The sequence below is a fragment of the Mycobacterium sp. IEC1808 genome (genome assembly GCF_002101935.1).
GTDB lineage: Bacteria > Actinomycetota > Actinomycetes > Mycobacteriales > Mycobacteriaceae > Mycobacterium.
Genome location: NZ_LQPV01000005.1, coordinates 1 through 23,641 on the forward strand (window position 1 = coordinate 1; position 23,641 = coordinate 23,641).

The 23,641-nt window shown below is 68.8% G+C and carries 22 protein-coding genes and 2 pseudogenes; 10 read left to right on the forward strand and 14 right to left on the reverse strand.

Annotated elements, in window-relative coordinates:
• The coding region (locus tag AWB92_RS01190) for a DUF222 domain-containing protein (protein ID WP_142281893.1) at positions 1 to 407 on the reverse strand (407 nt) is incomplete at its 3' end.
• Between the two features lie 185 nt (positions 408 to 592).
• On the opposite strand from AWB92_RS01190, the gene AWB92_RS01195 reads away from it, so the two are divergent.
• The 3 genes from AWB92_RS01195 to AWB92_RS01205 are packed head-to-tail and all read left to right on the forward strand — an operon-like array spanning position 593 to position 5,639.
• Positions 593 to 1,729 (forward strand): exonuclease SbcCD subunit D, encoded by a 1,137-nt coding sequence (locus AWB92_RS01195; protein WP_085183712.1) that lies wholly within the window; start codon positions 593 to 595, stop codon positions 1,727 to 1,729.
• Positions 1,726 to 4,347, forward strand: coding sequence for an ATP-binding protein (locus AWB92_RS01200; RefSeq protein ID WP_085183713.1), 2,622 nt, complete (start codon positions 1,726 to 1,728; stop codon positions 4,345 to 4,347). The genes AWB92_RS01195 and AWB92_RS01200 overlap by 4 nt, the downstream gene beginning before the upstream one ends.
• A gap of 38 nt (positions 4,348 to 4,385) precedes the next feature.
• Complete coding sequence (locus tag AWB92_RS01205; protein ID WP_085183714.1) at positions 4,386 to 5,639, forward strand: alpha/beta fold hydrolase; 1,254 nt, start codon at positions 4,386 to 4,388, stop codon at positions 5,637 to 5,639.
• Here the strand turns inward: AWB92_RS01205 and AWB92_RS01210 are convergent.
• The 5 genes and pseudogenes from AWB92_RS01210 to AWB92_RS01225 all read right to left on the reverse strand — a co-directional run bounded on the left by AWB92_RS01210 (position 5,626) and on the right by AWB92_RS01225 (position 11,164).
• Positions 5,626 to 7,362, reverse strand: a complete 1,737-nt coding sequence (locus AWB92_RS01210) for an ABC transporter family substrate-binding protein (RefSeq protein ID WP_085183715.1) — start codon at positions 7,360 to 7,362, stop codon at positions 5,626 to 5,628. The genes AWB92_RS01205 and AWB92_RS01210 overlap by 14 nt on opposite strands.
• Positions 7,355 to 9,196, reverse strand: coding sequence for an ABC transporter ATP-binding protein (locus AWB92_RS01215; RefSeq protein ID WP_085183716.1), 1,842 nt, complete (start codon positions 9,194 to 9,196; stop codon positions 7,355 to 7,357). The genes AWB92_RS01210 and AWB92_RS01215 overlap by 8 nt, the downstream gene beginning before the upstream one ends.
• Complete coding sequence (locus AWB92_RS01220; RefSeq protein WP_142281915.1) at positions 9,193 to 10,068, reverse strand: ABC transporter permease; 876 nt, start codon at positions 10,066 to 10,068, stop codon at positions 9,193 to 9,195. Before AWB92_RS01220 ends, AWB92_RS01215 begins: the two co-directional genes overlap by 4 nt.
• Positions 10,069 to 10,109: 41 nt before the next feature.
• Positions 10,110 to 10,184 (reverse strand): annotated as a pseudogene (locus AWB92_RS30290) (16S rRNA (guanine(966)-N(2))-methyltransferase RsmD); the annotation flags it as partial.
• Positions 10,185 to 10,186: 2 nt separating this feature from the next.
• Positions 10,187 to 11,164, reverse strand: a complete 978-nt coding sequence (locus AWB92_RS01225) for an ABC transporter permease (RefSeq protein ID WP_085183718.1) — start codon at positions 11,162 to 11,164, stop codon at positions 10,187 to 10,189.
• A gap of 136 nt (positions 11,165 to 11,300) precedes the next feature.
• On the opposite strand from AWB92_RS01225, the gene AWB92_RS01230 reads away from it, so the two are divergent.
• A complete protein-coding gene (locus AWB92_RS01230; protein WP_085183719.1) occupies positions 11,301 to 11,792 on the forward strand; it encodes a carbonic anhydrase in 492 nt (163 codons plus the stop codon).
• 78 nt (positions 11,793 to 11,870) lie between these two features.
• Here the strand turns inward: AWB92_RS01230 and AWB92_RS01235 are convergent, their stop codons facing one another.
• Complete coding sequence (locus AWB92_RS01235; RefSeq protein WP_085183720.1) at positions 11,871 to 12,290, reverse strand: PaaI family thioesterase; 420 nt, start codon at positions 12,288 to 12,290, stop codon at positions 11,871 to 11,873.
• 123 nt (positions 12,291 to 12,413) lie between these two features.
• Between AWB92_RS01235 and cysD the strand changes: the two are divergent.
• From cysD to AWB92_RS01250, 3 genes and pseudogenes are all read left to right on the forward strand, one after another.
• A pseudogene (gene cysD / locus AWB92_RS01240) lies at positions 12,414 to 13,405 on the forward strand (sulfate adenylyltransferase subunit CysD).
• The gene (gene cysC, locus AWB92_RS01245; RefSeq protein ID WP_085183721.1) at positions 13,405 to 15,246 is read left to right on the forward strand and encodes an adenylyl-sulfate kinase; all 1,842 of its coding nucleotides are present in this window, start codon (positions 13,405 to 13,407) and stop codon (positions 15,244 to 15,246) included. The pseudogene cysD and the gene cysC overlap by 1 nt, the downstream one beginning before the upstream one ends.
• A 32-nt stretch (positions 15,247 to 15,278) precedes the next feature.
• On the forward strand, positions 15,279 to 15,764 hold the full coding sequence (locus tag AWB92_RS01250) for an RrF2 family transcriptional regulator (RefSeq protein WP_085183722.1): 486 nt from the start codon (positions 15,279 to 15,281) through the stop codon (positions 15,762 to 15,764).
• Here AWB92_RS01250 and AWB92_RS01255 read toward each other — a convergent pair.
• Both AWB92_RS01255 and AWB92_RS01260 read right to left on the reverse strand, forming a co-directional pair.
• A complete protein-coding gene (locus AWB92_RS01255) occupies positions 15,761 to 16,150 on the reverse strand; it encodes a VOC family protein (RefSeq protein WP_085183723.1) in 390 nt (129 codons plus the stop codon). The two genes, AWB92_RS01250 and AWB92_RS01255, sit on opposite strands and share 4 nt — an antisense overlap.
• Positions 16,151 to 16,249: 99 nt before the next feature.
• Positions 16,250 to 16,663 carry a VOC family protein gene (locus AWB92_RS01260; protein WP_085184045.1) on the reverse strand — a complete coding sequence of 138 codons (414 nt, stop codon included), beginning with the start codon at positions 16,661 to 16,663 and terminating at the stop codon, positions 16,250 to 16,252.
• A gap of 39 nt (positions 16,664 to 16,702) precedes the next feature.
• Between AWB92_RS01260 and AWB92_RS01265 the strand changes: the two genes are divergently transcribed.
• Positions 16,703 to 17,581 carry an LLM class flavin-dependent oxidoreductase gene (locus AWB92_RS01265; RefSeq protein ID WP_085183724.1) on the forward strand — a complete coding sequence of 293 codons (879 nt, stop codon included), beginning with the start codon at positions 16,703 to 16,705 and terminating at the stop codon, positions 17,579 to 17,581.
• A 52-nt stretch (positions 17,582 to 17,633) separates the two neighbouring features.
• Here AWB92_RS01265 and AWB92_RS01270 read toward each other — a convergent pair whose 3' ends face one another.
• Positions 17,634 to 19,349, reverse strand: coding sequence for an NAD-binding protein (locus AWB92_RS01270; protein ID WP_085183725.1), 1,716 nt, complete (start codon positions 19,347 to 19,349; stop codon positions 17,634 to 17,636).
• 87 nt (positions 19,350 to 19,436) lie between these two features.
• Complete coding sequence (locus tag AWB92_RS01275; RefSeq protein WP_085183726.1) at positions 19,437 to 19,808, reverse strand: nuclear transport factor 2 family protein; 372 nt, start codon at positions 19,806 to 19,808, stop codon at positions 19,437 to 19,439.
• Here AWB92_RS01275 and AWB92_RS01280 point away from each other — a divergent pair.
• Together AWB92_RS01280 and AWB92_RS01285 are read left to right on the forward strand one after the other, a co-directional pair.
• Positions 19,807 to 20,382, forward strand: a complete 576-nt coding sequence (locus AWB92_RS01280) for an NUDIX hydrolase (protein WP_085183727.1) — start codon at positions 19,807 to 19,809, stop codon at positions 20,380 to 20,382. The two genes, AWB92_RS01275 and AWB92_RS01280, sit on opposite strands and share 2 nt — an antisense overlap.
• A gap of 30 nt (positions 20,383 to 20,412) precedes the next feature.
• Positions 20,413 to 20,943, forward strand: coding sequence for a pyridoxamine 5'-phosphate oxidase family protein (locus AWB92_RS01285; protein ID WP_085183728.1), 531 nt, complete (start codon positions 20,413 to 20,415; stop codon positions 20,941 to 20,943).
• 241 nt (positions 20,944 to 21,184) lie between these two features.
• Here the strand turns inward: AWB92_RS01285 and AWB92_RS01290 are convergent, their stop codons facing one another.
• The 3 genes from AWB92_RS01290 to AWB92_RS01300 form a co-directional block, all read right to left on the reverse strand.
• Entirely contained in the window at positions 21,185 to 21,877 is a 693-nt protein-coding gene (locus tag AWB92_RS01290; RefSeq protein ID WP_158090343.1) for an MBL fold metallo-hydrolase, read from the reverse strand.
• 216 nt (positions 21,878 to 22,093) lie between these two features.
• Positions 22,094 to 22,669, reverse strand: coding sequence for a TetR/AcrR family transcriptional regulator (locus tag AWB92_RS01295; protein ID WP_085183730.1), 576 nt, complete (start codon positions 22,667 to 22,669; stop codon positions 22,094 to 22,096).
• On the reverse strand, positions 22,642 to 23,631 hold the full coding sequence (locus tag AWB92_RS01300; RefSeq protein WP_085183731.1) for an NAD-dependent epimerase/dehydratase family protein: 990 nt from the start codon (positions 23,629 to 23,631) through the stop codon (positions 22,642 to 22,644). The genes AWB92_RS01295 and AWB92_RS01300 overlap by 28 nt, the downstream gene beginning before the upstream one ends.
• Between the last annotated feature and the right edge of the window lie 10 nt (positions 23,632 to 23,641).

Here is a 23,641-nt window from a genome sequence, read left to right on the forward strand (position 1 = left end):
ACCGCCACCTGCCCGGTGCCCAGCTCACCAGCGCGTTGCGCGGCGGCCGTGGCGGCCAGCACCGGCGCCAACCGCTCCCCGGTCAGCCCGTGGCGCGGACCCAGATCGGCGGCCTCGTTGACCCGTCGCGACGCCTCGGCGCGGGTGATCAACGCCGCCTCGGCGATCGCATGAGACAGCTTGCCGCCCAACTCCTCCGCGGTCGCCTGACGCGCCAGGCAATTGATCATTGGGTGCTCCACGGCCGGCAGCCGCCGGCGCACCTTCTCGCAGCGCGCCAGCAACGCCAACCACTCCGTGGTGGTCAACGCCTCACAATCCAGCCCGACAACCGTGTCCATCGCGACATCCAGCGCATCGAAGGCGGCCGTGATCGCCTCGCGGTCACCGACGCTGCTGGAACTCATGCCCCCAAACTAGCCAAGCCCACCGACAAAAACCTCGCGCAGAAATTGAGTGTGAAACAAGGGATTTGACGGGGAGAAACCGCTGGTTCCCCGGAGACCTGCCGAGCGAGGTCCCGCGTCTTGTCGGCGCGCAGACCTAGACTTCGCGGTGCCCTGATAGCCACGACTCGAAAGGGGGCCGCCGGATGCGATTCCTGCACACTGCCGACTGGCAACTGGGCATGACGCGGCACTTCCTCGCCGGCGAGGCGCAGCCGCGGTATTCGGCCGCGCGCCGCGACGCGGTGGCCGGGCTGGGCGCGCTGGCGGCCGAGGTGGGCGCCGAGTTCGTCGTCGTCGCCGGCGACGTCTTCGAACACAATCAACTCGCCCCGCAGGTGATCGGCCAATCCCTGGAAGCCATGCGCGCCATCGGGATTCCCGTCTACCTGCTCCCCGGCAACCATGATCCACTCGACGCGTCGTCGGTGTACACCAGCGCGCTGTTCACCGCCGAACGCCCCGACAACGTCACCGTCCTCGACCGGGCCGGCATTCACGAAATCAAGCCCGGGCTGGAGATCGTCGCCGCGCCATGGCGGTCCAAGGCGCCGACCACCGACCTGGTCGCCGACGTCCTCGACGGCCTCACGCCCACCTCAGCGACCCGCATCCTCGTGGCGCACGGCGGCGTCGACATCCTGGATCCCGATCGGGACAAACCCTCGCTGATCCGCCTTGCGAAACTTGACGACGCCCTGAACCGCGGCGTGATCCATTATGTGGCGCTGGGGGACAAACATTCGCTCACCAAGGTCGGCGACGGCGGCCGCGTCTGGTATTCGGGCTCGCCGGAAGTCACCAACTTCGACGACGTCGAATCGGACCCCGGTCACGTGCTCGTCGTCGACGTCGACGACGCCCGCGTCACCGTGGAGCCGCGGGACGTCGGCCGCTGGCGATTCGTCACCCTGCACCGGCAGGTCGACACCAGCCGCGACATCGCCGACCTCGACATGAACCTCGACCTGATGAAAGACAAGGACCGCACGGTGGTGCGGTTAGCGCTGACCGGATCGTTGACGGTCACCGACCGCGCCGCACTGGACGCGTGCCTGGACCGCTACGCGCGGCTGTTCGCCCACCTGCGCACCTGGGATAGCCACACCGACCTGGCGGTGGTTCCCGCCGACGGCGAGTTCAGCGACCTCGGCATCGGCGGGTTCGCGGCCGCCGCCGTCGACGAACTGGTGGCGACGGCGCGGGAGGGCAACGCCGACGCCGTCGACGCCCAAGCCGCGCTGGCCCTGCTGCTGCGCCTCGCCGATCGGGGCGCCGCGTGAAGCTGCACCGGCTCGTCCTGACCAACTATCGCGGCATCGCGCACCGCGAGATCGAGTTCCCCGACCACGGCGTGGTGGTGGTCTGCGGCGCCAACGAGATCGGCAAGTCCTCGATGATCGAGGCGCTGGACCTGCTGCTGGAATCCCGGGACCGCTCCACCAAAAAGGAAGTGAAGCAGGTTAAGCCGACCCACAGCGACGTCGGCTCCGAGGTAAAAGCCGAAATAAGCTGCGGCCCTTATCATTTCGTCTACCGCAAGCGGTTCCACAAGAAGTGCGAAACGGAGCTGACGGTGCTGACGCCGCGCCGCGAACAGCTCACCGGCGACGAAGCCCACGAGCGGGTCCGGGCGATGCTGGCCGAGACCGTCGACAACGACCTCTGGCACGCCCAACGGGTTTTGCAGGCCACATCGACGACCGCGGTGGACCTTTCCGGCTGCGACGCGCTGTCGCGAGCCCTCGACGTGGCCGCGGGTGACGCGGCCGCGTTGTCGGGCACCGAGCCGCTGCTGATCGAGCGGATCGACGCCGAATACGGCCGCTACTTCACCCCGACCGGACGGCCCACCGGCGAATGGGCCACCGCGATCGGCCGCCTGAAAGACGCCGAGGCCGCGGTCGCCGAATGGACGGCGGCGGTGGCCGAGGTCGACGACCGGGTGCGACGCCACGCGGAGCTGACGCAGCGGGTGGCCGAGCTGTCGCAGCAGCGGGCCGCAGCCGGCCCCCGGCTCGAGGCCGCCCAGAGAGCCGCCGACCGGATCGCCGAACTGACCAACCAGGCGCGCGAGGCCAAGCTGCTCGCCGACGCCGCGACCGCCACCTGCACCGCGGCCGGCGCCGCCCACACCGGGCGGGTGCGGCTGCTCACCGAAATCCAGACCCGCACCGCCAGCGTCGCCGCCGCCACGGCCGAGGCACAGCAGGCCGCAGACGCGCAGAAGGCGGCGGCGGCCGACGTGCAGGCCGCCCACGAAGCCGTCGAAGCGGCCGCCCAGCGGCTGACCGACCTGAAACACCGCGCCGAATCCGCGCGGCGCGCCGTCGATCAGCTCGCCGCCCGCGAGGAGGCCGACCGGCTGAGCGCCCGGCTGGCCAAGATCGCCGCCCTCCAAAGCGACCGCCACCGCGTCTGTGCAGAGCTGGCCGCTGTCAAAATCACCGACGAGTCGCTTCGGCGAATTGAAAACGCCGCCGCCGCCGTCGATCGCATCGGCGGGCAGCTGGCCTTGACGTCCGCCGCGGTGGAATTCACCGCCATTGCCGACATCGAGCTCGCCACCGGCGACCAACGCGTGTCGCTGCCGGCTGGCCAAAGCTGGTCGATCACCGCGACCGGCCCCACCACCGTCGAGGTTCCCGGCGTGCTGACCGCGCGGGTAACCCCTGGCGCGACCACGCTGGACGCGCAAGCCAAATTCGCTGCGGCACAAGACGAATTCGCTAAAACGCTGCAAGCGGCCGACGTGGCGGACCTCGCGTCGGCGCGTTCCGCCGACCAGCGCCGCCGCGAACTGCAGGGCTGTCGAGACCAATTGGACGCCAGGGTATCCGGGCTGTGCGGCGACGAAACCGTCGACGAACTGCGGGAGCGGCTGGCGCAGCTGCGCGCCGATCAACCGGCCGACCCGGACCTCGTCCCGAAAGACGCCGACGCCGCCCGCGCCGAACTGGACGCCGCCGAGGCCGCCCACACTGCCGTGGCCACGGAATGCGAACAGCGCCGCAAAGCCGCGACGGCCGCCGACGCCGCGCTGGCCGAGGCGTCAACGCGCGCAACGGTTTCCCAGAACACGCTGCAGGCCCAACGCGCCGAGCTGGATGCCGCGACCGATCGGCTGGCCCGGGAGCGCGCCGAGGTGAGCGACGAGGACCTCGCGTCGGCGGCGCAAGCCGGGCTCAAGGGCAAAGAGGACGCCGAGCGCCGCGTCGCCGAGCTCGCCGACGCGCTTGCGGCCGCCGCGCCGGACGCGGTCGCCGCCGAATTGACCGCCGCCACCCAGGCGGCCAACGCGCTGCGCGACCAATACGAAGACGCGAACAGGGCGTTGCGCGAAATCGGCATCGAGCTCTCGGTTTTCGGCAGCGAGGGCCGCCAGGGCAAGCTGGACGCCGCGCAGACCGAACGCGAGCACGCCGCCGGCCAGCACGAGCGGATCGGCAGCCGCGCACGGGCCGCCCAGTTATTGCGCTCGGTGATGTCACGGCACCGCGACACCACCCGGCAGCGCTACGTCGAGCCCTATCGCACGGAACTGCAACGGCTCGGTCGCCCGGTGTTCGGCCCCGACTTCGAGGTCGACATCGACAGCGACCTGTGCATCCGCAGCCGCACCCTCAACGGCGTCACGGTGCCGTACGAATCGCTGTCCGGCGGCGCCAAGGAGCAGCTCGGCATCCTGGCCAGGCTGGCGGGCGCGGCCCTGGTCGCTAAGGAGGACAGCGTCCCGGTGGTGGTCGACGACGCGCTGGGTTTCACCGATCCCGATCGCCTGGCCAAGATGGGGCAGGTGTTCGACACCGTCGGCGCGCACGGCCAGGTAATCGTGCTGACATGCAGCCCCGACCGTTACGACGGCGTGCACGACGCGCACCGAATCGACCTCAACGTTTAGCATGAAGCGCTCGACGGTATTTGTCTTGGTGGAGCGCTATGACCATGAACTCGAAACGGCGTCGGCAGCAGGAAAAGCTGGCCGCGCTGCCCGGCGTGCGGGCGGTGCGCCGGCCGGTCGAGCCGGGTAGCACCGAAGAGTTCGATCTCTACTACGTGCGCGGCGGCCGCAAGTCCGCCCACCCGCTGGTGATCATCCCGGGCGGCCCGGGAGTCGCGTCGGTCCAGATGTACAAGGGCCTGCGCCGCCGGGCCGCGGCAGCGGGCCTCGACGTCATCATGATCGAGCATCGCGGCGTGGGGATGTCGCGCCACGACGACTCCGGTGCGGACCTGCCGCCCGACGCCCTCACCGTCAATCAGGTCGTCGACGACGTGGCCGCCGTGCTCGACGACGCCCGTGCGGACTCGGCCGTCATCTACGGAGCGTCCTACGGCACCTACATCGCCGCCGGAGTTGGCGTGCGCCACCCGGGCCGGGTGCACGCGATGGTCCTCGATTCGCCGCTGCTGTCGCGCCACGACATTGTGATCGTGCGCCGCGCGATCCGCCGGCTGCTGCTCCGAGGCGACAGCCCCGAAACCGCCCCGCTCGCACCGAAAGTCCGCAAGCTCGTCGATGCCGGCGTCATGACGGCGGCGGCCACCCAAGTCGTTGCGACGATCTACGGCCATGGGGGGGCGACGCTGCTCGACCGGCAACTCGACCTGCTGCTCGACGACCGAAAGGTGTTGTGGTGGGCCCTGTCCCGATTCGCGACCCTCTCGAACCTGCCGTACCGTTACGAGGAAGACCTGGTGAGCCGCATCGCGTTCCGCGAACTCGACTATGCCGCCGAGCCCGACGGCCTGCCGCTGGACCCCGCCGTGGCCGAACGCGAAAGCCGGACCCAGACGGCAACTTTCGAGGATGAGCCATACGACCTGCCGGCCGAGATGCCGAATTTCGGCTGGCCCACCGCGGTGATCTCCGGCGGCCGCGATCTCATCACGCCGCCGCCGGTCGCCCAGCGGGTGGCGTCGCTGATTCCCAACGCGCAGCTGCTCAAGCTTCCTAACATGGCCCACAGTGCGCTGGACTTTCGCGAGCCCGCGGCCTTGGCCGTTGCCGGCGCGGTGTGCCGCGGCGAATTCGAGGGCCTGGTCGCCCAGGCGCCGGCGCTGGATGAGCTCCCGCCGCGGCCGTCGGTCCGCTTGCTGTGGAAGGCGATCGAGCTCGCCGCCATTGCCGAGGGGGCGTTGCCGGCGCTGCGCGTCCCCGCGCCGTTGCGGCGGCGGGTCAGGTCCGGATGAACCCGATCGCGGTGTAGTTCAGATCGCCGAGGCCGGCCGCCCCGAAGTTCGCCAGCGTGCTGCGAACCGCGACGTCACCGGGGGATTGGGTCAGCGGCAGGCTGAATCCTTCGGCCCAGATGAGCTTGTCGAGGTCGTTGGCCAACGCCTGCGCCTTGGCGGGATCGAGTTCTTCGAGCGTCCGCTCGATCGCGGCGTCGATCTCCGGGCTGCCGATCTTGCCGAAGTTGCTTGCCCCGTCGGACTGGTAGATCTGCGTCAGCGACGAGAGCGGGAACGCGTCGCCGAGCCAGCCGAACTGCGCGATGTCGAAGGCCCCGACGTTGACGTAGTTGGTGAAGAAGCCGCTGCCCGACCGCGCGACGAGTTCGAGCTTGACGCCGATCTGGGCGAGGCTGTGCTGGGCGATCTGCGCGAACACCTTGCTGCCCTGCGCGTCGTAGAACAGATCGCGGATGACCAGTTGGCGGCCGTCGCGCTCGCGGAACTGGCCGCCCCACTTCCACCCCAGTGCGTCAAGCTCCCGGCTCGCCGCGGCCGGGTCGTAGGGCACGACGGAACTGTTGTCCTGGTAGCCCTGTTGGCCGGCGACGTAGATGTGGTTGCCCAGCGCCACCGGATTGCTGGTGAGGCCGTACTGGACGACCTTGGCGATGGTCTGGCGGTCGATGCCCTTGGCCACGGCCACCCGTAATGCCTTGTCTTCAAGGATCGCCCCAGGCGCGCCGTTGAAGGTGAAGTGCGACCAGCTCGGCGCGGGCGCGCGCCGTATCGAAATGCCCTTGGTCCGTTGGGCGATCGTCAGCTGGTCCACGGAGCCGATCCCGGTCGCGTCGATCGTGTTGTTCTGCAGCGCCGGCAGCCGGGCGGTGTCGTCGAGCACCAGGTAGGTGATGCTGTCCAGCCGCGGGGGCGTGCCCCACCATTTCGGGTTGCGGGTCAACACGATTCGCTGCGTCGTCCGGTCCAGCGACGACACGATGAACGGCCCGGCCGTCGGGCCGGGCGCTTCGAGCTGGCCCTTGTTGAACACCTCGGGAGTGGAGGTCATGCTGGCCGGCAGCAGCATGCCGTTGCCCGCGAACATGCCGCGCCACTCGGCGTACGGCTTGGCGAACGTCATGATGGCCTGCCGGTCGTCGACCCCCCGCGTCACCGACGCGACGCGGTCGGCGCCGCTGAATCCGGCGATCTCGAAGGCCTTGTCGACGCCGCTGAGTGCGTGGATTTGGCTGGCGATGTCCTGCCAGGTGACCGGCGTGCCGTCGGACCACACGGCCTTGGGGTTGATGGTGTAGGTGACCACCTGTGGGTTGGTCCCGGTGAGCTCGACGCTGGTGAAATAGTCAGTGTCGACGGTGGTCGAGCCATCCGGGCCGATGACGAAGGCTCGCGGCAAGGTCGCCTTCATCATCGAGGCGACCTCGGCCGAGTTGCCGTCGATGCTGAGAATGTTGAAGTTCGGCGGAAAGTCGCTGAGCGAGAGCCGCAGGTTGCCGCCGTCCTGGAGCGTGGCGGGATCGCGCGGGTTGAGGTCGCTGGTGGTGCCGATCGAGGCCTTGTTGCCCGTCGTGGGCGTCAGGTCGATGGCCGGCGAACATCCGGTCAGCACCAACCCGGCGACCAGCAACGGACTCAGCAACCCTCGAGACTGCGTCCAGCGCCTGGAAAGAGCCCACAACGACAGTCTGAGCGCAGTCTCGGCGACAGAAAACCTAGACATACTTCCCCGGATCCGGTTGGGGCACCGCGCCCAGCAGCCGGCGCGTGTAATCATGCTGCGGATTGGCGAACAGCTGCTCGCTGTCGCCCTGCTCCACGATGGCGCCGGCATACATCACCGCAACGTCGTGCGCGAGGTGCTTGACCACGGAAAGGTCGTGGGAAACAAAGAGGTACGACAGGCCGAATTGCTCCTGCAGGTCCAGCAGCAGGTTGATGATCCCGGCCTGGATGGACACGTCGAGCGCGGACACCGGCTCGTCGAGCGCCAGGATCTTGGGCTGCAGCGCCAGCGCCCGCGCGATGCCGATGCGCTGCTTCTGCCCACCGGAAAACTCGGCGGGGTAGCGGGTAGCGTCCGCGCGGCGCAGGCCCACGATCTCGAGCAGCTCGGCCACCCGCGTGAACGTGGCGTTCTTGTTGAAGCCGTTGGCCCGCAACGGTTCCGCCAGCAGCTCGAAGACCGGCAGCCGCGGATCCAGCGACGCCACCGGGTCCTGGAACACGACCTGAATGTCACGCCGTATCTCCCGCCGGCGCGCCGGGCTCAACGCTGCGACGTCGTTGCCCAGTACCTCGATCGAACCGGATTGCGGCGGAACCAGTTCCAGGATCTCGTGCAGCGTCGTCGACTTGCCCGAACCGGACTCGCCGACGATACCCAGCGTGCGGCCCTGCCGCAGCTCGAAGCTGATGCCGTCGACGGCTCGGACCTCGCCGACGGCGCGACGGAACACCACGCCCTTGGTCAGCCGGTAGGTCTTGACCAGATCGCGCACCCGGACCACCACCGACGAGTCACCAGGAGTCGCCTCGACACGCGCGGAGGTGTTCACCCCGTAGATGTCCGCGGCGCTGCGGTCGCCGACCTGATCGGTGCGGATGCAGGCGGCCCGATGGTCGACGGCGACCTCGATCAATTCCGGTTCGGCGGCGCGACATTCGTCGATGGCCAGCGGGCAGCGCGGCGCGAAGGGGCAGCCCGGATCCAGCCCCGCGAGCGACGGCGGCGCGCCGGGGATGGGGACCAGCCGGGTGCCCTGCGTGGCGTCCAGCCGGGGAACCGACCCCAACAGCCCGACGGTGTAGGGCATCTGGCGGGCCCGATACAGGTCGCTCACGGCGGCCGACTCCACCACCCGCCCGGCGTACATCACCAGCGCCCGGTCGGCGAACTCGGCGACCACCCCCAGATCGTGCGTGATGATGAGCACCCCGGCGCCGGTGACGTCGCGGGCCGTCTTGAGCACCTCCAGGATCTGCGCCTGCACCGTGACGTCCAGCGCGGTGGTGGGTTCATCGCAGATCAACAGGTCTGGGTCGTTGGCGATCGCGATCGCGATGACCACGCGCTGCCGTTCGCCGCCGGACAGCTCGTGCGGAAACGCCCGGGCGCGTCGCTCGGGCTGCGAAATGCCAACCAGCTCAAGCAGTTCGACCGCGCGCCCGCGGGCGGCCTTGCGCCCGACGTGCGGCTGGTGAACCTCGATCGCCTCGGCGATCTGGTCGCCAACGGTGTAAACCGGCGTCAGCGCCGACATCGGATCCTGGAACACCATGCCGACCGTCTTGCCGCGGAACCGTGACATCGCGTCGTCGCCGAGTCCCAAGAGCTCGGTGCCCTGCAACCGAACCGAGCCGCGCACGCGCGCGTACTCCGGCAACAGCCCGACCACCGCCATCGCCGACACGGACTTGCCCGAGCCCGATTCGCCGACCATGGCCACGACTTCGCCGGGTTCGATGTGATAGCTGATGCCGCGCACCGCGGTCACCGGCGGGCCGTCACTCGGGAACGTGACGGCCAGGTCGGAAACTTCCAGCAGCGGGCTCATCGGGCACCGCCCCGCCTCAGCCCGCTGCCCGGGTCGAGCGCGTCGCGCAGCCCGTCGCCAGTCAGGTTGGCGCACACCAGGATCAGTACCAGGACCCCGGCCGGGAACAGGAACACCCACGGGAAGGTGGTCGCCGACTGGGTGCCGTTGGCGATCAGCGTGCCCAGCGACACGTCGGGCGGCTGGATTCCGAAACCGAGGAAGCTCAGGCCGGTTTCGGCAAGGATGGCCGACGCGACGTTGAGCGCGGCGTCGATGATCAGGATGGACGCTACGTTGGGCACCACGTGGCCGACGATGATCCGGCGGCTGGAGACGCCCATATACCGTGCGGCGCGGATGAATTCGCGCTCACGCAAGCTCATCGTCATGCCGCGGACCATGCGCGAGCTGATCATCCACCCGAATGCGGCCAGCAGCAGCACCAGCAACAGGACGCTGGACGACTTCTTGACCCGCGGCGTCAGTATCGCGATCAGGATGAAGCTGGGCACCACCAACAGCAGGTCGACCACCCACATCAGCACCCGGTCCCGCCACCCGCCGAAGTAGCCGGCGACCGACCCGACCGTGGCGGCGATGCCGGTGGAGATGAACGCCACGCAGACGCCGATCAGCATCGACTTCTGCATGCCCCGCAGGATCTGCGCCAATAGGTCTTGGCCCATCGCGTTGGTGCCCAGCCAGTGCCGGGCGTTGGGCGGCTGCAGCAGCGCATTGAAATCGAGGTCGTCGTAGGAGTAGGGCAGCAGCGACGGCAGCGCGTAGCAGCCGACGAACAGCAGCACCAGCAGCGTCAGCGACGCCACCGCAAGCCGGTTGCGCCCGAACCGGCGCAGCACCAACGTCCGGCGCGACGTGAAACCCGCCACCTCCGGCGTCGAAACCCCTTGCGCCGCAACCGCTTCAAACGTCATTCGCGCCGCTCCTCAGCATCGCTTCGTCCCCCGCAAGCGGGAGGTGCCCCCACTGCATCGTCGCCGGCGCGCGTCATGACACCCGCACCCTCGGATCGAGTGCCGCGTAGAACACGTCCGACAACAGGCCGGCCAGCAGCACCACCGTGCCGGAGAACAGCGTGATGGCCGCGATGATATTGGTGTCCTGGGCCGAAATGCCCTGCACCAGCCATTCACCCATGCCGTGCCAGCCAAAGATCTTCTCGACGAACACCGCGCCGGTGACCAGGCCGGCCACCCCATAGGCGAACAGCGTGGCCAGCGGTATCAGCGCGGTGCGCAGGCCGTGCTTGAACAGCGCGCGCCGCCGGGTCAACCCCTTGGCGCGGGCGGTGCGAATGAAGTCCTGCCCGAGGACGTCGAGCATCGCGTTGCGCTGATATCGGCTGTATCCCGCCGCGGCCATCAGCGCCAGGGTCAGCGTGGGCAGGATCAGGTGCCGTAACCGGTCGAGCGACTGGGCCCAGAACCCGCCCGCCACGCCGGGCGACGTCTCCCCGGTGTAGTCGAACAGATGGACGCCGGTGGCCCAGTTGACCCGCAGCGCGCCGAGGATCAGCAGGTTGGCGATGACGAACGACGGAGTGCTCAGCAACAGCAGCGCCAGCAGCGTGACGACGCGGTCGCTCAGCCGGTACTGGCGGATCGCGCCCCACGCCCCGGCGACGATGCCCAGCACCGTGCCCACCAGCGAGCCGACGACCAGCAGCCGCAGGCTGACCCCGACGCGGCGCCACAGCGTGGTGGCGACGGGCTGCCCGGTGATGGTCGTGCCGAAGTCGCCGCGGACGACGTGCGAGGCCCAATTCGCGTAACGGAGCGGTATGGGCTTGTCCAAGCCGAGCGCGTGGGCCTTGGCGTCGATGACGGCCTGCGGCGGGCGCGGGTTGCGCTGCAACAGGCTGTCCAGCGGCGAGAACGCCACCGAGGTCAGGCAATAGGTCAGAAACGATGCCAGGGCCAGCAACACGATGTAGTTGAGCAACCGGCGCGCCAGGAACCGAATCATGCCCGACCGAGCCGCCCGTGCCGCATTGGGACAGGTTAACCAGCCGTGCTCGTCCTTGTGATCCGGCTGATTTTCATGCGTGAATTACGGGTGGCTCGCTGCTACTTTCAGGCCGCCATACCCCAAGGAGGCTTGCGTGACGGTTACCGACGACTACCTGGCCAATAACGCCCAATACGCGAGCAACTTCCAGGGCCCGCTGCCGTTGCCGCCGAGCAAGCATGTCGCGGTGGTCGCGTGCATGGACGCGCGGCTCGACGTCTACCGCGTCCTCGGCCTCAACGAGGGCGAGGCCCACGTCATCCGCAACGCGGGCGGCGTCGTCACCGACGACGTCATCCGCTCGCTGGCCATCAGCCAGCGGCTGCTGGGGACCCGGGAGATCATCCTGATCCACCACAGCGACTGCGGCATGCTCACCTTCACCGACGACGAGTTCAAGCGCGGCATCCAGGACGAGATCGGGGTCAAGCCGCCCTGGGCGGCCGAGGCGTTCCCGGACCTCGCCGAGGACGTCCGGCAGTCGCTGCGCCGCATCGAGAACAGCCCGTTCGTGACCAAACACGTCTCGCTGCGCGGCTTTGTCTTCGACGTCGCCACCGGCAAGCTCGAGGAAGTGATCCTCTAGCGTTCCCCGCGCGAGCAGACGCAAAAGGCCCTGAAAATACCCAATTTTGGGGGCTTTTGCGTCTGCTCGCCGCAGTAGCTAGCCCACCTTGTAGGTCGCCAGCGCCTTGGCGACCAGCGTGCCCGCCGGGTCGACGATCTCGGCCTCGCAGTTGACCAACGACCGGCCCCGCCGCAGCACCCGGCCCACCCCGATCAGGTCGGTGGCCCGCGCGGGCGCCATGAAGTCCAGCGTCATCGACACCGTCACGCCCCGGAGCGACGGGGGAGCGTCCGCACCGCACCACGCCGCGGCCATGACGGTCAGGTCGGCCAGTGTCGCGATGGCGCCGCCGTGCACCATGTCGCCGACGGTGACGTTGGTCGGATCCCAGGGCAGCCGCAGCCTGACCTCGTCGTCGGCCAGCTGATCGGCGACGATCCCCAGCTTCGCGACGAACGGCGATTGGGGGAGGAATCGCGAAATGACTTCGCGGCCGCTCTGCGTTTCAGTCGTCATGCGCTCATGCTCGCGCACGCACCCGCCGGCGCAAAAGGCAAGTGACCCGGCGTGGCGTAATGCGTCGCCTGCTTGTCACCCGCGCCAAACCGTTGACACCGCCCGGGAGGGCTGGTTCTATATATGACAATGACCATAAAGATGGTCAATTCGACCACCTTTATCAAGAATCCAACGAGGTGCCTATGACCAGCGTTGTGAACACGGCCCCGGCGGCCGGCCAGTACGAGTTGAGCCATCTGCGCTCGCTCGAGGCCGAGGCGATCCACATCATTCGGGAGGTGGCCGCGGAGTTCGAGCGCCCCGTCCTGCTGTTCTCGGGCGGCAAGGACTCCATCGTGATGCTGCATCTGGCTCTCAAGGCGTTTAAGCCCGGGCGGCTGCCGTTCCCGGTGATGCATGTCGACACCGGCCACAACTTCGACGAGGTGATCGCCGCCCGCGACGAGCTGGTCGCCGAGTCCGGGGTCCGGCTGGTGGTCGCGTCGGTGCAGGAGGACATCGACGCCGGACGGGTGGTCGAGACGATCCCGTCGCGCAACCCGATCCAGACTGTGACGCTGCTGCGCGCCATCCGCGAGAACAAGTTCGACGCCGCGTTCGGCGGGGCGCGCCGCGACGAGGAGAAGGCGCGCGCCAAGGAGCGGGTGTTCAGCTTCCGCGACGAGTTCGGCCAGTGGGACCCGAAGGCCCAGCGGCCCGAGCTGTGGAACCTCTACAACGGCCGGCACCACAAGGGCGAGCACATCCGCGTCTTCCCGCTGTCCAACTGGACCGAGTTCGACATCTGGTCCTACATCGGCGCCGAGAAGATCAAGCTGCCGTCGATCTATTTCGCGCACCGGCGCAAGGTGTTTCAGCGCGACGGCATGCTCCTGGCGGTGGACCGGCACATGCAGCCGCGCGCCGACGAGCCGGTGTTCGAGGCCACGGTGCGGTTCCGCACCGTCGGCGACGTCACCTGCACCGGGTGCGTGGAATCCGAGGCCGCCACCGTGAGCGAGGTCATCGCCGAGACGGCGGTGGCGCGGTTGACCGAGCGCGGCGCGACCCGCGCCGACGACCGGATCTCGGAGGCTGGAATGGAAGACCGCAAACGGCAGGGCTACTTCTGATGACAACGCTATTGAGGCTCGCGACCGCCGGATCCGTCGACGACGGTAAGTCCACCCTGATCGGGCGCCTGCTGTATGACTCCAAGGCCGTGATGGAAGACCAATGGGCGTCGGTGGAGCGGGCGTCGGAGGAGCGCGGCCACGACTACACCGACCTGGCGCTGGTGACGGACGGCCTGCGAGCCGAGCGGGAGCAGGGCATCACCATCGACGTCGCCTACCGCTATTTCGCAACTCCCAAGCGGAAATTCATCATCGCCGACACGCCGGGACACATCCAGTACACCCGCAACATGGTGACCGGGGCGTCGACGGCACAGCTGGTGATCGTGCTCGTCGACGCCCGCCACGGCCTGCTGGAGCAGTCCCGCCGGCACGCCTTCCTGGCGTCCTTGCTCGGCATCCAGCACATCGTGTTGGCGGTCAACAAGATGGACCTGATCGACTGGGACAAAGAAAGATTCGAGTGGATCCGCGACGAGTTCCACGCCTTCGCGGCCCGGCTCGACGTGCAGGACGTGGCCACCATTCCCATCTCCGCGCTCAATGGCGACAACGTGGTGACCAAGGGGGACAACTCGCCGTGGTACGAGGGCCCGGCGCTGCTGTCGCACCTCGAGGAGGTTTACATCGCCGGTGACCGCAACCTGGTCGACGTGCGCTTCCCGGTGCAATACGTGATCCGGCCGCAGACCCACGAGCATCGCGACCACCGCAGCTACGCCGGCACCGTGGCCAGCGGGGTGATGCGCCCCGGCGACGAGGTGGTGGTGTTGCCCGTCGGCAAGACCACCCGGATCACCGCGATCGAGGGCCCGAATGGCCCTGTGGAGGAAGCGTTTCCGCCGATGGCCGTCTCGGTGAGCCTGGCCGACGACATCGACATCTCGCGCGGCGACATGATCGCCCGCACCCACAACCAGCCCAGGGTCACGCAGGATTTCGACGCGACCGTTTGCTGGATGGCCGACAACACGGCGCTGGAGCCGGGCCGCGACTACCTCATCAAGCACACCACCCGAACCACCCGCGCGCGGGTGACCGCGCTGGAGTACCGGCTCGACGTCAACACCCTGCACCGCGACAAGGCCGCAAGGGCGTTGCAGCTCAACGAACTTGGCCGCATCTCGCTGCGCACCCGGGTTCCGCTGCTGCTCGACGAGTACACCCGCAACTCCAGCACCGGCTCGTTCATCCTCATCGACCCGAACACCAACGGCACGGTGGCGGCGGGCATGGTGTTGCGTGAGGTCGCGGCGCAGACGGCGAGCCCGAACACCGTGCGGCACAAGTCGCTGGTCGGTGCGGAAGCGCGGCCGAAAGGCAAGACCGTGTGGTTCACCGGTCTGTCGGGCTCCGGGAAGTCGTCGGTGGCGATGCTGGTCGAGCGGACGCTGCTCGAAAGCGGCATTGCCGCTTACGTTCTCGACGGCGACAACCTGCGCCACGGCCTGAACGCGGACCTGGGCTTCTCCATGGCCGACCGCGCCGAGAACCTGCGCCGGCTGGCGCATGTGGCGGCGCTGCTGGCCGACAGCGGTCAGGTGGTGCTGGTGCCGGCGATCAGCCCGCTGGCCGAGCACCGCGAATTGGCCCGCAGGGTCCATGCCGACGCCGGCGTCGAATTTTTCGAGGTGTTCTGCGACACGCCGCTCGATGAGTGCGAGAAGCGTGATCCCAAGGGGCTGTACGCGAAAGTGCGCGCCGGTGAGATCCAGAACTTCACCGGCATCGACAGCCCGTATCAGCAGCCGGAGAATCCGGATCTTCGGCTGACGCCGGATCGCAGCGTCGAGGAGCACGCGCAGCGGGTCATCGACCTGCTGGAGTTGCGCCCCTAGGGACCGCTTACCGGGGTGGCACAATCCTCACCATGCGGATGTCGGCCAAGGCGGAGTACGCGGTGCGCGCGATGGTCCAGCTCGCCACGGTCGACGGCGGCACGTTGGTGACGACCGACGAATTGGCCCAAGCCCAGGGCATACCGCCGCAATTTCTCGTCGACATCCTCACCAACCTGCGCACCGATCGCCTGGTGCGAAGCCACCGCGGCCGGGAGGGCGGCTACGAATTGGCCCGGCCCGGAAACGAGATCAGCATCGCCGACGTCCTGCGTTGCATCGACGGCCCGCTGGCAAGCGTCCGCGACATCGGGCTCGGTGATTTGCCCTACGCCGGGCCCACCGCGCCGCTGGCCGACGTGTGGCGGGCGCTGCGCGCCAGCATGCGTTCGGTGCTGGAAGAGACGAGTGTGGCCGACGTCGCGGCCGGCGCCCTGCCCAAGCACGTCGCGCAGCTCGCCGACGACTATCGGGACCAGGAACACACGCGGCACGGCTCGCCGCGCGGCGGCGATTAGCCGCCCGAGCCGTAGGGGCGGGTCAGGATCTCCATGGCGTGCCCCGAAGGATCGAGGAAGTAAACGCCGCGGCCGCCGTCTCGGGTGTTGATTTCGCCGGGCCGATTGGCCCCCGGGTCCGCCCAGTGCTCCAGGCCGCGCGACTTGATCTTGCCGTAGATCTCGTCGAACTCCTGTTCCGAAACCAGGAACGCGTAGTGCTGGCGGCGGATCTCCTCGCCCTCGGCGACGTCGGAGTAATCGAGACTCGCGCCATGGTCGAGCGCGACAACCATGAAGTGGCCAAACGGCTTCGGCTCCGGCAGGCCGAACAGCTCGGCGAGGAATTCCGCGGACTCCCGCTTGTCGCGCGACGCGACGATGGTGTGGTTGAAACTGATGCTCATAGTTCAATCATCCGCTTCTCGCGAGCGCGCGTGTCTGTACGGCGACACGCCGTACCGGCTGGCATTTTGTGCGCTCTCGCGCGACGACCAGCCGCCCCGCTACTTGGGTGCCGTCAGCTCCAGCGCGATGTTGTCCGGGTCGCGGAACTCCAGAATGTACGACGGGCCAATGTCTTTGACGGGCTCGTGCGCGACGCCGACCTCGTCGAGATGCGTGGCCGCGGCGTCCAATTCGTCCTTGCTGCCGAGCCGGAACGCGATGTGGTCGAGGCCGCAGCGATCCTCGTGGAAGCGGTCGCTGGCGACCGGCCGCAGGCCGAGCAGCGTGCCGCCAAGGTCGTAGATGACGCCGCCGAACAGGAAGCCGAACTGGTTGCGGGTGGCTTCGTCGGCGTTCTCGGGGACCTCGAGCAAGACCGGCCAGCCGAACACGCTCTCGTAGAACCGCCGTGACCGCTCGATATCGGTGACGGTCAGCCGGACATGCGCGATGGAGGTACTGGTGAAACCCATCTGCCTCATGCTGCCAGAATCGCGTCTGTGCAGATAGCGATGACCATGCCGGTGATGGAACCCGACCTGGACGCGGAGGTGCTCGAAAACTGGGCCCGCGCCATCGACGAGGGCCCGTTCTCGTCGCTGTGCTGGGGCGAGCGCATCGCGTTCGGAAACCCGGACAACCTGACGCTCCTCGGCGCGCTGGCCGCGTGGACCACCCGGGTGCGGATGGTGACGACGGTGATCGTGCCGCAGCTGCACGATCCGGTCATGCTGGCGAAGGGCCTGGCCACTGGCGACATGCTGAGTGGCGGCCGGCTGACGGTGGGCGTCGGCGTCGGCGGCAGGCACGAGGACTATCACGCCGTGGGCGCGGACCCGGCGACCCAGACGATGCGCAGCATGGCCGAACGCGTGGCGGTGATGAAGCGGGTGTGGGCCGGCGAGAAGATCACCGAATCGGTGCTGCCGGTCGGGCCCGCCCCGGTTCAGCGCGGCGGCCCCCCGCTGCTCGTCGGCAGCATCGGGCCGAAGACCGTCCGCAGCGCCGCGGCCTGGGCCGACGGGCTGGCCGGCACCACGTTGGACCTCGACGTCGCCAAGCAGAACGAGCTGTTCGACGTCGCGCGGCAGGCGTGGACCGAGGCCGGCCGGTCCAGACCGCACCTGGTGACGTCGTTCTGGTTCGCGTTCGGCCAGCCCGAGCAGGCCCGTGCCCAGGTGCGTCGCCACCTGCTGCGCTACATGAACTGGATTCCGGCCGAGTACGTCGACGCGATGGCGCCCATGACCGGTTGGGCCGGCAGCGAGGACGAGCTGCTGGCCGTCCTGCGGAAGTTCGAGGGAATCGGCACCGACGAGGTACAGCTCATCCCGACGAGTTCCGACGTCGACCAGCTGCGTCGCGCGGCCGACGTGGCCGCCCAGTTCTAGGCCGAATGGTGGCGACCCGCTGCGCCCGGCTACGCCGCGCTTGCGATCCCCACTAGGCCGACGCTCGCTCGTCGTCCGCGGCGGGCTCTTGCGGCGGCTGCCCCTTGCGCAGCGTCGCCAGCAGCTCGCGGTACGGGCCGACGAGGTAGACGGTGTCGCCGCCGCGCAGCCACGCGTCGCGGCGCGGATGCAGCTCGACGGGCGTGTCGTGGCGGGTGATCGCGATGACCCGGGTCTGGGTGGACAGCTCGAACATCTTCAGCCCGTCGAGTTCGCTGCCGGCCGCCACGTGCATGGCGCCGACCATGAAGGAGCGCTGCCCCACCGAGAACGTCCCCAGCACCTGCAGCCCCATCGCGGCGCCGATGAACCACGGCGCGGCCAGATCGACGGTCGAGCGAACGTTTTCGAAGCCGAACCGCTGGGCCACCGCGGCGCCCAGGGCGCGGTCGTAGATGCGCAGCACGATCGGGACGTCGGGCCGGACCAGCTCGGGCATCACCCGCGGGCCGAGCATCTCGCGCAGCACGATCCCGGTCTCGATGTTGGTCATGTCGTCCTGGGTCAACACGGCCACCGCGCGGGCCCGGTCGACGCGGGCCGCCGCCAGCGTCTGGCGCAGCGTCGCGTCGCCGAAGATCACCGGCACGTCCAGGTCGTCGGCCGCAGACAGGAACCGGTTGTTGTCGTCGCGCTCGATGACCGCCACCTCGTAGCCGGCGCCGGCCAGGTCGGCGATGACGCGGCTGCCGAACGAGCCCAGCCCGACGACGATGACGTGATTGTGCAGGTGGCGGGCCCGCCGGCGTCCGGCCGAGTGGGCGAAACGCCTAGATAACAGCAGGTCCGCCATGAACGCGACCAGCAGCGCCGTGGTCGTCACGCCCGCGAGCATCAGCATGATGCTGAACAGGCGCAGCCAGGTGGGCTGCTGCAGGAAGCTGAAGTCGCCGTAACCGACGGTCGCGATCGTCTCGGTGCTGAAATACAGCGCGTCGAGCCACGTCATCTTCGCGTGCGGCTGGTAGCTGAAGCGCAGCACGACCGTCGACCCGATCAGCAGCAGCGCCACGGCCACCAGGGCGCGCGGCAGCATCGGGTTGACGTCGTCACGCAGGCCGCGGGCGGCATCGAGCAGTCGACGCAGCCAGGCCTGGCGCGACCGCCTCGCGGTCGGCTTCGGGACCTTGATGCCGCGGGCGGCCAGCTCGTCGGCGGTGCCGATCATCGCGGTCCAGTCGCCGGCGTGCACCGGCAGATCCCGGCCCGGGCACGGCTCCACCCGGCCCGGGGTGGCGCAGTTCTCGCCGTGGATGACCGCGACGGGCGCCAGGTCGCCGTAGATCTCGCGCAGCGTCGCGTCGCGCGGCGCTTCGGAGCCGGAGACGACGAACTTGATGCCCGCCGCCTCGAACGGGTGCACGGTGTGCGCCAGGCAGGCCTCGACGACGGACGGCGCCGCGAGGTCCGCGACGTCCAGAATCGCGCCGGGGCGTTTGTCGGCGGCCATCGCCGTCCGCAGCACGTCGTTGGCCAGCCGCGCCACCACCCGGACATGGGGATTGGCTTTCCTTGCCAGCAGGGCGATTTCGAGATTGATCGCGTCGTCGTCGCCGGCGCAGATCACGGCGCGGGCGCGGGCGATGCCGGCGGTGGCGAGCTCGGTGGGGCTGGTGAGCTTGACGATGTGCACTCCGGCGTTGTTGAGTTCCTCGACGATTGTCGTCGCCAGCGCGTCCTCGCCGCTGACGATGATGTGGCTACGCATGCCGGAGCGGCGGATCTCCCTATCTTCAGGGGCCATCGGTGCATTATCGCGGTCGCGGTGGCATCACACGAGTCCACCGCGCGGGCGCTACAGGACTTTGAAGTCGGACGGTGACCAGAACGCCCGCATCGACGTGATCTTCGCATCGTCGTCGAACGTCATCGTCGAGATCGGCGAGAGCCGGCTGCGGCTGTCGCCGCCGTCGAGGGTGAGGCGCCACAAGAACGCGGCTTCGCTGCCACCGACCCGAATCTCGAGGAGTTCCGTGTCCTTCTTGGCGTCTTGAAATCCGGCATAGAACTCGCGGATGGCGTCGTGGCCACGGCGAAGGTCGGTGCCGATCGGGTCCTCGACCGTGGCGCCGGCGGCGTAGAGCGCGACGATGTCGTCGGTCTTGCCGTCGGCCACGAGCGCGAGGTAGCTCTTTACGGTCTCGGTGATGGCGTCAGGGGATGGCATGGCTTCGGACGCTACCGCACCGGTGATACTGGGCGACGTGTCCTTCATCGAATGCGTCGCGTCCCGCGAGATCTATCGGAACCGATGGCTGGTGGTGCGGGAGGACCAGATCCGCCGCCCCGACGGCAGCGCCGGCATCTACTCCGTGATTGACAAGCCGACCTACGCGCTGGTGATGCCCTACGACGGGAAGCGCTTCCGGCTGGTCGAGCAGTTTCGCTATCCCCTCGGCGCGCGGCGCTGGGAGTTCCCGCAGGGCAGCGCCCCCGATCACGCGGAGGTCGACCCGCACGAGCTGGCCGAGCGCGAGTTGCGCGAAGAGACCGGGCTGCGCGCGACGTCGATCGAAGCGCTGGGTCTGCTGGACGTCGCCGCCGGGATGACGAGCCAGCGCGGCTGGGCGTTCCTGGCCACCGGCATCGTCGAGGGCGAGGCGGACCGCGAGCACGAGGAACAGGACATGCACAGCGAGTGGTTCTCGCGCGCGGACGTCGAGGAGATGATGCGCACCGGCGTGATCGTCGACGCGCAGTCGATCGCCGCCTATGGGCTGTTTCTGCTGCGGGAGCGATGACTTCCGGGTCGCGCATCGGTCAATACCGATATGACGATCACCGAACGCAATCTCGACGGGTACGGCGCACCGCCGATTGAATGGGACCGGGTCCGGGCCGTACTGGACGGTGAGCTGCCGCAGGCGCCGGGCACCGGAGGTCCGGCGCGCCACACGGTGTGGCTGACCACGATCAATCCCGACGCCAGCCCGCACGTCATGGCCGTCGGGGTCGTTCGGTGCGGTGGCAGCTGGTATTTCAGCTCCGGGCTCGCGACCCGAAAGTCCCGGAACCTCGCCCGCGATCCCCGGTGCGTGCTCAGCGTCGCCACCGAGCCGTTCGACCTGGTCGTCGAGGGCACCGCCGAGCTGGTCACCGATGCGAGTGAATTGTCCTCAGTCGCAGCCGCGTTTGTCGCCGACGGCTGGCCGTGCAAGGTGGCGGGCGACGCGCTCACGGCGGAGTTCAGCGCCCAGTCGGCGGGTCCGCCGCCGTGGCACGTCTATCGCGTCAAGGCGTCGACGGTATTCGCCCTCGGCACGACGGAACCGTTCGGCGCCACCAAGTTTCAGCTGGGCTGAGCCAACCAAGCTGAACGGCGCTCGGACTGCTCTACAAACACATTGGCGCCGTTGCCTTTCCGGTGGCCTCGTCGGCGCGTCTCGTGAGCCCCTTCAGGTCGTGGAGCATGGTGGCCCCTTTCGGTTCTCAACGTGGCGCGAGGTTGATCTGCCCGGCGCCGGCGAAACCCGGGCCGCCGTCGACGATCGCGCCGACGAGTGAATGCATCGTCGACACCGCCGCTTTCGATGCGCTTGAGGCTTAGTTGGGCGGGGCGATCGAATCGAGGCGACGGCGGACGTCCGCCGCGTGCACGTTCGGCCCACCGTGGCCGACGAACAGTTCCCGCGGGTCGTGATCTAGCACCAGATCAAGTCCCCGACGGACGCCGGCGACGTCCTCGGCGAAAAAGTGCCGCACAGGGTGGTGTGGTCGAATACGGGCGAAGGCGAAGCCTCCGCGGACCAGGTCACCGACTATGGCGTCGCCGTCGTCGAGCAGCACGACACAGGAGCCGCCGGTGTGACCCGGAACCGGCACCATCACGGCACCGATTCCGTACGCTTCCAGCCGCAACGACTCTCGAACCAAAACCTGCGGGCACGCCCCGGCGAACGTCATGCGGGTAATGACGGGCCGCAAGATCCGTCCGGGAAAACCGGTAACCGGTAACTGTTCGTTGACGCCACGTTCAAGCAAACCCGCGTCGTCGGCGCCGATGGCGATCGGCACCCCGGCGTGCGCGACGGCATTTACACTGCCGGCGTGATCGGTATGCCCGTGCGTCAGCACCACCAAGGACAGATCAGACGGCGCGATGCCGTGCTGGCGTAGCGAGTGGAGCAGCTTTTCCTCTTCACCCGGCTTGCCGGCATCGACCAGGACAGGCCGGTCACCGAGTAGGAGGTAGGCGTTGCTGATCGACAGCGTCAGCGGCACGATGCGGACGGTCATGGTTCCCCCTCTGAACATGTTGCTCAGTGTCGGGTGGCGAGGGCCATATCGGGACGGCCGACCCGCCGCCATCTCAGCCCGTTGGGCGTGCGCGAAACTAACCGTACCTCCCCGCGGACTCGATCCAACCATGGTGCGGACAGGGTTTCAGGGGCTGCGTGCTACCGAGCCACATTCGGCGAGACCGATTCAGGTGATGAAGCCGCGCAGCGGCGATCACCCGCGGCCCGAAAGACCGGCCGCGGCCCGGATCTCCCGGCGCGCCGCGGCCCGGTCGGCGTCGGGAAATATATAGTGGCTCAACGCGGTTCGTGCGACCGCACCCGCAAGGTCGCGGGCATCCACCGTCGTGGCGAAGGCCCCCTCGCGGGCACAGCGCTGAAAGACCGCCGTCAACCCGTCGGCCAGCATCGGCAACGCCTGCGCCATCTGGTCGTGCGCGAACGTCGGCTCGAGGTCGAGCAGCCGTCCGGGCGGTTGCGCCTCGACGAAGGTCGCGACGACGTCGACGGCGGCCTCCAGGCGCGCGACTCCCGCGACCCCGGACATCGCGGCGTCCATCGCGTCGTTGAAGCGGCGGCGCTCGCGTTTGCCCAGCGCGTCGATGAGTTCTTCTTTGGACGTGAAGTAGCGGTAAATGGTGGGCCGCGAAACCCCGGCCAGGGTCGCCACATCCGAGAGCGACATCCTGCGGGCGCCCGTCCGAAATACCAGTCGCTGCGCCGCGTCGAGGATCCGATCGGACAGATCCGCCGCGGCGACCCCTACAGCTTGCCGAGCTCGCGCAGCCATGAGATCAGCAGCCGTAGGCCGTCATCGAACGACATCGGCGCGTAGCCGAGGCGCCGGGTGGTCAGGTTGTCGGTCGCCCTGGGCTTGCGTTCGGTCTTCGCCGCGGCCTTCGCGATCGCCATCAGGGTGGGCCCGAACTCGGCGGTAAGCGCCTCGGGGTCGCTGCGGTAGTCGAGATCCTCGACGCGGTGGTCGATTCCGGCGATCTCGCAGGCGCGGTTGATGCCGCCGGCGGTGCTGAAGGTGTCCTCGGGGCGGCCGACCAGCAGGTAGCGCTCCCCGGCCACGCCCTTGTCCAGGGCGGCGATCGAGCCCTTCGCGACGTCCGCCCCCGCCACCCAGGTCACGGGAAAAGCCAAGTAGCGCTTGATCTTTCCGCGCATGCCGGCCAGCAGCACGCGGTTGAAGCTGGTGCGGTGCAGGGCGCGCGCGACCACCAGGCCGGGACCGTAGATCGCGCCGGGGTGGCACGTCAGCACGTCGTCGCCCGCGGCGGCGCGCCGGTGCGCTTCCAAGAAGGCGGCGAGCTTGGTGACGGTGTAGGGGTCGCCCGGCGGGTTCTTGAGCACGGGCGCCTCCTCGAAGTCGACGCCGGTGCTCAGGTCCAGGAACGTGGCGGTGCTCAGCGCGACCACCCGGCGCATGCCGTGGGCCTTGGCCGCGTCCAGGACGTTGGTGGTGCCGACGGTGTTGACTGCCTTGAAGTCCTCGAGGTCCTGGCTCGCGCCGCCCAGCAGCGCGGCGCAGTGAATGGCCGCTTCGGCGCCCTTCGCCGCGGCCAGCACGTCGTCGGCGTCGGTGATGTCGCCCTTGACCAGCTCGACGCCGATCCCGGCCAGCGCGGCGGCGTCGTCGGGATCGCGCACCAGCGCGCGGACGTGGTCGCCGCGCTCGATCAGCTGCTGGCACACGTTGCCGCCGGTCTGCCCGGTCGCGCCGGTGACGAAGATCGTGCTGGCCATGGCGGCCCTC

Bases quoted from the DNA above. Each gene is read 5' to 3' on its own strand.
- AWB92_RS01250 (WP_085183722.1), top strand. From the start codon at position 15,279: ATGCGGATGTCGGCCAAGGCGGAGTACGCGGTGCGCGCGATGGTCCAG.
- AWB92_RS01235 (WP_085183720.1), bottom strand. From the start codon at position 12,290: ATGACGACTGAAACGCAGAGCGGCCGCGAAGTCATTTCGCGATTCCTC.
- AWB92_RS01205 (WP_085183714.1), top strand. From the start codon at position 4,386: ATGACCATGAACTCGAAACGGCGTCGGCAGCAGGAAAAGCTGGCCGCG.
- AWB92_RS01260 (WP_085184045.1), bottom strand. From the start codon at position 16,663: ATGGGTTTCACCAGTACCTCCATCGCGCATGTCCGGCTGACCGTCACC.
- AWB92_RS01255 (WP_085183723.1), bottom strand. From the start codon at position 16,150: ATGAGCATCAGTTTCAACCACACCATCGTCGCGTCGCGCGACAAGCGG.
- AWB92_RS01225 (WP_085183718.1), bottom strand. From the start codon at position 11,164: ATGATTCGGTTCCTGGCGCGCCGGTTGCTCAACTACATCGTGTTGCTG.
- AWB92_RS01210 (WP_085183715.1), bottom strand. From the start codon at position 7,362: ATGTCTAGGTTTTCTGTCGCCGAGACTGCGCTCAGACTGTCGTTGTGG.
- AWB92_RS01195 (WP_085183712.1), top strand. From the start codon at position 593: ATGCGATTCCTGCACACTGCCGACTGGCAACTGGGCATGACGCGGCAC.
- AWB92_RS01265 (WP_085183724.1), top strand. From the start codon at position 16,703: ATGACCATGCCGGTGATGGAACCCGACCTGGACGCGGAGGTGCTCGAA.
- AWB92_RS01275 (WP_085183726.1), bottom strand. From the start codon at position 19,808: ATGCCATCCCCTGACGCCATCACCGAGACCGTAAAGAGCTACCTCGCG.
- AWB92_RS01270 (WP_085183725.1), bottom strand. From the start codon at position 19,349: ATGCGTAGCCACATCATCGTCAGCGGCGAGGACGCGCTGGCGACGACA.
- AWB92_RS01290 (WP_158090343.1), bottom strand. From the start codon at position 21,877: ATGACCGTCCGCATCGTGCCGCTGACGCTGTCGATCAGCAACGCCTAC.
- AWB92_RS01300 (WP_085183731.1), bottom strand. From the start codon at position 23,631: ATGGCCAGCACGATCTTCGTCACCGGCGCGACCGGGCAGACCGGCGGC.
- cysC (WP_085183721.1), top strand. From the start codon at position 13,405: ATGACAACGCTATTGAGGCTCGCGACCGCCGGATCCGTCGACGACGGT.
- AWB92_RS01280 (WP_085183727.1), top strand. From the start codon at position 19,807: ATGGCTTCGGACGCTACCGCACCGGTGATACTGGGCGACGTGTCCTTC.
- AWB92_RS01215 (WP_085183716.1), bottom strand. From the start codon at position 9,196: ATGAGCCCGCTGCTGGAAGTTTCCGACCTGGCCGTCACGTTCCCGAGT.
- AWB92_RS01295 (WP_085183730.1), bottom strand. From the start codon at position 22,669: ATGGCTGCGCGAGCTCGGCAAGCTGTAGGGGTCGCCGCGGCGGATCTG.
- AWB92_RS01285 (WP_085183728.1), top strand. From the start codon at position 20,413: ATGACGATCACCGAACGCAATCTCGACGGGTACGGCGCACCGCCGATT.